Source organism: Mycobacterium sp. (genome assembly GCF_049673265.1).
Lineage (GTDB): Bacteria > Actinomycetota > Actinomycetes > Mycobacteriales > Mycobacteriaceae > Mycobacterium.
The window spans coordinates 1-5,661 of sequence record NZ_JBATXN010000415.1; the positions used below are offsets into that span (position 1 = coordinate 1).

General features: G+C 65.4%; 6 protein-coding genes and 1 pseudogene. 2 read left to right on the top strand and 5 right to left on the bottom strand.

The window, feature by feature from the left end:
* Window positions 1-88: 88 nt before the first annotated feature.
* Complete coding sequence (locus WBF82_RS14205) at window positions 89-1,267, bottom strand: CoA transferase (protein ID WP_424383639.1); 1,179 nt, start codon at window positions 1,265-1,267, stop codon at window positions 89-91.
* Window positions 1,267-2,055: a DUF2127 domain-containing protein gene (locus WBF82_RS14210; protein ID WP_424383640.1), complete on the bottom strand. Its 789-nt coding sequence runs from the start codon at window positions 2,053-2,055 to the stop codon at window positions 1,267-1,269. Before WBF82_RS14210 ends, WBF82_RS14205 begins: the two co-directional genes overlap by 1 nt.
* Before the next feature lie 31 nt (window positions 2,056-2,086).
* Here WBF82_RS14210 and WBF82_RS14215 point away from each other — a divergent pair, with 31 nt between their 5' ends.
* Entirely contained in the window at window positions 2,087-2,623 is a 537-nt protein-coding gene (locus WBF82_RS14215) for an N-acetyltransferase family protein (protein WP_424383641.1), read from the top strand.
* A gap of 3 nt (window positions 2,624-2,626) precedes the next feature.
* Here the strand turns inward: WBF82_RS14215 and WBF82_RS14220 are convergent, their stop codons facing one another.
* Complete coding sequence (locus WBF82_RS14220) at window positions 2,627-4,144, bottom strand: DUF222 domain-containing protein (protein ID WP_424383642.1); 1,518 nt, start codon at window positions 4,142-4,144, stop codon at window positions 2,627-2,629.
* Window positions 4,145-4,266: 122 nt separating this feature from the next.
* Between WBF82_RS14220 and WBF82_RS14225 the strand changes: the two genes are divergently transcribed.
* Window positions 4,267-4,950 carry a hypothetical protein gene (locus WBF82_RS14225; RefSeq protein ID WP_424383643.1) on the top strand — a complete coding sequence of 228 codons (684 nt, stop codon included), beginning with the start codon at window positions 4,267-4,269 and terminating at the stop codon, window positions 4,948-4,950.
* On the opposite strand, the gene WBF82_RS14230 is transcribed toward WBF82_RS14225, so the two are convergent.
* Both WBF82_RS14230 and WBF82_RS14235 read right to left on the bottom strand, forming a co-directional pair.
* Window positions 4,947-5,330, bottom strand: a complete 384-nt coding sequence (locus WBF82_RS14230; protein WP_424383644.1) for a hypothetical protein — start codon at window positions 5,328-5,330, stop codon at window positions 4,947-4,949. The genes WBF82_RS14225 and WBF82_RS14230 overlap by 4 nt on opposite strands.
* Window positions 5,331-5,332: 2 nt before the next feature.
* Window positions 5,333-5,661, bottom strand: a pseudogene (locus tag WBF82_RS14235) (hypothetical protein); the annotation flags it as partial.

Consider the following 5,661-nt stretch of genomic DNA (forward strand, 5'->3'; position numbering starts at 1 on the left):
AGCTCTGCGGCCATCAGCAGCGCAGCCAGTACTCCGACGATGCAGCGCTTCATGGTTGTCTCCCGTCACAGCAACCAATGACGCTACCTCACGGCATGGTTAGGAAGTCGCCATTGTGTTCGCCCAGCTCCGGCGGCGGATCCGTGGCGACCGCGGTGAACGAGGAGTAACGGGCCGGCGTGCGAACCACCGTGACAGCGTCGTCGCCGCTGCCGACCTCGAGGGCGAGGTCGTTCTCAGCGAAAAGCGGAGTTTCGACGACCTGCTTCCAGGTATATGGCAAGCACGCCATTAATCCGTTGTGCTGCAACAGATCAACCCACTCGGCGGCCGGCTTCGTGATCAGCGTGGACTCCAGCTCGTCGGTGAGCTCGCCGTAGTTGATCGCCCGCGAACGCTGGTCGGCGAACCGCTCGTCGTCGATAAGATCTGGACGGCCGATGCTCCGGCACAAGATCTCCCAGTGCTTGGGGACATACGCGCTGATGACGACATACCCGTCGGCGGTGCGGAACGCATCCGACGGCTGCGTCGCAAAACCAACTCCCTTGCGCTGCTTAGCTGTTGGCGCCGATGACGACGACGGCGGCGGCACGGTCGGCCGGTTCAAATGCACGGTCAGCTGGTTGGCCTGCAGCGATGCGGCGACGTCGTACATCGCGACGCGGACGATGTCGCCGATCCCGTGCCGTTCGCGGTTGAGCAGCGCGGCCAGCACCGCCTGGGCCAGCACGTGTCCGGTGGCGTTGTCGACAAGCTGAAACGGGATGATCTGCGGCTTGCCGTCCGGCGTGCGCATGCCGGTGGTCATGCCGGCCTCGGCCGCGACCATGAGATCGACTCCGGGCCGGTCACCATGAGGGCCGTTGCCGCCGAACGCCGACACACGGGCGTAGATCAGTTTGGGATTGCGTTCTCGTAAGTCGTTGGGGCCCAGGCCCAATTTCTCCATGACGCCCGGGCGGAATCCTTCCAAAATGACATCCGCGGTGTCGGCCAGCCGTAACACTTGTTGCTTGCCCGCTTCGGTTGTCAGATCCACGGCCACCGATTTTTTGCCGCGGTTGTTGGGCAGAAAGTAGGTCGCGAGCGGCGGGCGGCCCGGCAGCACCGAGGTGATGTGTCGGGCTGCCTCTCCGCCGGGTGCTTCCACCTTGATCACCTCGGCGCCCAGGTCGGCGAGCACCTGTCCGGCCAGCGGCCCGGCGACGTTCTGGGTGAAATCGATCACCCGAAAACCGTTGAGAGGCTTGGCGCCGACGGGCATCAGTGTGCGTCCAGGGATGTACCGGAAGCAGTTTCGCGTAGGCCTGCGCGCTCGACACTCAGCAGGCTGGCGGTGTGATGCTCTTGCCGGTAGGCCTTGCCGCCGCCGTTCAGCCCGAACAGCCGTTTGCTCCAAAGCAGCCAGATAACCGCGACGATGTTGATTACAAACGCGATAAGCTTTAGAGCCGTAACCTTTTCCGTCAGCTCGTAGATCTCGAAAGGAAGAAAGACGCTGGTCGCGATCACCGCGAAGTACTCGCCCCACCGTTGCACCAGCCACAACCCGACCGCTTCGATAAGTTCGATCACCGCGTAGGCGGCAAGCGCGACGGCGATCCACGTCAGTTTCTCCGACGACCACGAGAATGCGTGCGCGATGTCGTGAATGATCTTGGAGTTGTCCGGATTAAATCCGATCTGATTCGCCAACGGCTTCAGGTACGGCAGGTCTTGCTCGAACGCGTGGCGCAAGCGCTCGCGTGACCCGGTGACCTTGAACACGCCGGCGGCTAGCAACAGAAAGATCACACAGCGAATCGCGCGTTCCACGGCCAGCGCCCGCATCAACGTCCGGTCACGGAGCATTCGCCCGCGCGGGATTTCCGGCGCCGTAGTGGCCGGGCCGCTGCGGCGCGGCGGGCCCACCACGAAAGTTTCGCAGCGCAAACACCGCCACGCCTGCCCGGCGGGCGTGTCGGCCGTCAAGCGGCCCCGGAGGTCGGGCTCGTCAGGCGCGAACGTCGCATGCCCACGCAATCCACACGAGCGCAGCGCAAAATCCACCATAAGAGCACGGTAGCGGCTCTAACATCGCCTCGTGACCGCTTCAGGTCCCGCGGGCCGTTCGGGGCCGCGGGTCAGGCTCGCCACCGAGGATGACCTGGCAGAGGTCTGCGCGATGGTCAACCAGTCCATCGAAGAGTCGTTCGTCAACTTCCGGACCGAACCGCAGAGCGTCGACGAGTGGCGCAGCGACTGGCGACGACTGCACACGCAGTTCCCGTGGTTGGTAGCGACCGATGACCGGGTGATCGGTGTGGCGTATGCGGCGCCGTGGAACGGTCGGGGCGCATATCAATGGACCGCCGAGACCACCGTTTACGTTGATCCCGCTAGGCAGCGTCAGGGGGTCGGCGACGCGCTGTACACCGAGCTGCTCGGCCGCCTGCGCAGCCAGGGATTCCACAGCGCCGTTGCGGTGATCGCACTGCCCAACGAGCCGAGCATCCGGCTGCATGAGCGACACGGGTTTGTCCGGGCTGGTCGGCTGGTCGAGGCCGGTTACAAGCTCGGTGCCTGGCACGACGTCGGTTTCTGGCAATGCGTTTTACCCAGGGTGGATAGCGCGCGCTAGTAGTCAGCGCTGATTTGCCTTGCGCTCGGCGATGATTCGCCGAAGCCGGTCGGTGCTTCTGGTTTGCGCCCGCTTGGGCATCATCACGCCGCGATTCGTGCAGTCACGACTCCGCGGGCGGACGCACGGCAGTTCGGCCGTCGGCAAGCACAATTGCGGGACGAGCAGCCTGCTGCCCGGCGCCGTGCGGTACGTGTGGTCGGATGGCGACGTCCAAATCACCGTGCCATCGGGCAGCTGTTTATCGCGCCAGCCGGTGATGCCAGCCCAAAAAGTCTTGAGCAAGTGGTGTTTTCGACATAAGCATTTCAAGTTCGAGGCGTGCGTGGGTCCGCCAGCGTCGTAAGGTGTCGTGTGATCGATATCGCACGCGTAGGCCGGTTGGTCACAGTTGGGGAAACGACAGGTCATGTCTCGGCATCGAATGAAATCGGACAGCGCCGCCGAGGGCCGGTAACGCGGTTCGGGTGGACTCTGGCCGGGGTGGAGCAGGGGCCGCAATTCGACCGCGCCGCGGGCGGCCAGTTCGGCGAGTATGGCGGCCGGTACGACCGGACCGCCCAAAACTACTGGGGAATTAGGGTTTTCGACCGGCATGATACGGGGCTGAGGGATGGGCCGTGGCTCGGCAGCTTCGCGAATGAGTTCGGCGAGACGCTCGGGGTCGCTTACGATCTCGGGTCCACTATCACCAGGGCGCTCGCCGTTGAGGTCATCGGTATTCGCGGTGTCGAGAGCGGTTTGTTCGGCCAGCACATGCACCACCACCGCCGTCGTCGACGGCGTGTCTGCCGCCGGGCAGTCGGACATCCCACAGGCACACCCCAGAACAGTCTGTCCCGCGGCCAGTGCACCCAAGGCGTCGGCGCGACGCTGGTCGACGGTACGTGGATCGTTGTTGCAGACCGTGTGCGCCAGCGCGGTCAGGCGCTGGTCGAGCACGGTGGCGTCGGTCGAATACAGCAGACCATTGATATCTGCGGTACCGCGCCCCCGGTGATTGACGTCGATGTAGCGCGACCGTGCGGCGGTCTCGGTCTGCCGCCGCGCCGCAGGATCGTGACGTTCGACCAACGCGTCGATGGCCTGCTCGGTCCTGTGCAACGAGAGCGGTCCCCAGGTGGTCAATTTTTCGGCAAGGTCGGTGTCGATGTCTGCAAGCACATCGGGTTCTAGCGCAAGCAGCGTTCGGGTGACGACCATGCGGACGGTTTGGTAAGTCAGTGCGCCGGTGGCGAAGAGCGCCGCCACCTTGGGCAGCCGTTGATGCAGGCAAACCGCATTGTGCAGCTGCGCACCAGCTGCTGCAGCCGTGATCCCTTGCGCGGCAGCTATCTCGGCCGCGACCGCCTCCCAGGGGTCGACGCGCCAAAGCCCGCGTCCGGTGCCATCGTCCGGGATCTGGCGGCGTTCGTAGAGTTCGAAGACCGCAGCCAACCGGCGCGCGCAGGCGATGTTCTCCTCGCGCGCTGAGTCGCCGATGGCCAAGACCACCGCGGCGTCCGGAACTTCTTCGAACATGTTTTCGATTATGCCTGGTTCCTGCCTTCGCAACGACGAATACAGCAGCCGACCGGGTCAGGTTGTGGATGAACCGCGGACTGTGGATAACGTGCGAGCGCGCATTGACCTACCATCGCTTGGTGACCGATTCCGGTTCCATCGGCCAGCCTGCCGTACTCGTTGACGACGCCTGCTGCGCGTCGCCGTCGTTGCAGCGTGACGCTGCCTGGCGTCGTCGTGCGCGATGGGCGTGGTGTCTGGCGTGGGTCAGCATGACCGCGATGCTGGCCGAGGGTGTCATCGGGCTGTGGCAGGGCTTGGCGGTCGGGTCGATCGCGCTGACCGGCTGGGCATTGGGCAGCATGCCCGAGGCGCTGGCCAGTGCCATGGTGGCGTGGCGGTTCTCCGGCTCGCGCATCTTGTCCGAGACGGCTGAACGACGCGCTCAGCGCGGCGTTGCATTGTCGTTCTGGTTGACGGCGCCCTATATCACCGCGGAATCCGTACACCATCTGTTCGGCGCGCACCACGTCGACGCCTCGGTGATCGGCATGGCGTTGACGGCCGCTTCGCTGGTGTTGATGCCGATCCTGGGCCGGGCCAAGCATGTACTTGCGGCGCGGCTGGGCTCGGCAGCCACCGCCGGTGAAGGCACCCAGAACTACCTGTGCGGCGCAATGGCCGCGGCGGTTCTGGTTGGGCTTGCCGTCACTGCCCGCTGGCCGGGCTTCTGGTGGATCGACCCGGTCATCGGCCTGGGCATTGCCGCCGCGGCGATCTGGCAGGGCATCAAGTCATGGCGCGGCGAGGACTGTGGCTGCTAAGAGTCTGAGGCTTCACGTCCATGGGCAATCAGTCCGGCGGCGTGGTCCTCCTCCTCGGGCCGGACGTTGCCAGGGGCGGCAGATCTCAACCGCCACGTCGTGAGTCGGCCATCGGGGCCAGCCAATTGGCCGGTGCCGAGTGCGTCGCCGATCAGGGAGCGAACCCGCCGCTCGTTGGCCGGTTCGGTCGCGAAAAGTATTCGCAGCGTGACGGTTTCATCGTCGGGATGGGTCGCGACGTGGTGTGGCGCCAGAGGGCACGGGGGCTGATGGTCCCAGTGCCCGCACAGCGCGATCGTGATCGCGCCGCCGAGGGCGTTGGGATCGCCGCCGGGCGCCATCACCACAACCGCGTCATGGGCAAAGGCTTGGCGAGCCATAGTTAGGCCTCCTCATGTGGCGCTGGGTCGGCGTTCCAGGTGCCGGGCATCATCGGCATGCGTGGACCGCCGCCGAATTCATCGTCGGCCAGTGTGGCCAATCCGGCGGCCGGAGCCGTGGTTTCGTAGGCGGCGGTACCGGCGAAGCCGAGCGGGCCGGACCCCGTATCTGAGGGCACCACCGACGGCTCTGGCTCCAAGTCCATGTATTCGTAACCGCGGCCGATCATTTCCGCCTTGGCTTGACGACGTCGACGCGTTTTGCCCGGCGTTTCGGGTCCGGCGGCGGCGGCCAGGGCTGCGACCGCCGCTGGCTCCAGCGCCTTGCTCG